We start from the raw sequence: 273 nt of genomic DNA on the forward strand, positions 1-273 counted from the left end.
GGCGAGGTCCTGACCGGCCTCGTCGCCCTTTATTTTTCTAGTTCACATCGGCGAGCACGGTTGAAGAATATGTGCCGGACGCGTCGTTCAAACCCACCAGCGTCCGCACCCGTCCTGCACTTAGCGATACTGGGCCGCTGTCAATGAAAATAAATTTCTGTCCGGGCGCCGTAAACCAGATGCGATAGGTCCCTGCCTCCAGCGATTCATATCCCGATGCAGTCTCAAAACCCATACCGCTGATTACCGGCGCAACTGAGTTGATCTCAGTTC

General features: G+C 54.9%; 1 protein-coding gene. It reads right to left on the bottom strand.

Translation table 11 applies throughout. The features are described 5' to 3' along the window. Positions 1–37 precede the first annotated feature (37 nt). The coding region (locus EUU22_RS25645; protein ID WP_205687928.1) for a DUF4397 domain-containing protein at positions 38–273 on the bottom strand (236 nt) is incomplete at its 5' end.

The sequence above is a fragment of the Ciceribacter ferrooxidans genome (assembly GCF_004137355.1).
Classification (GTDB): domain Bacteria; phylum Pseudomonadota; class Alphaproteobacteria; order Rhizobiales; family Rhizobiaceae; genus Allorhizobium; species Allorhizobium ferrooxidans.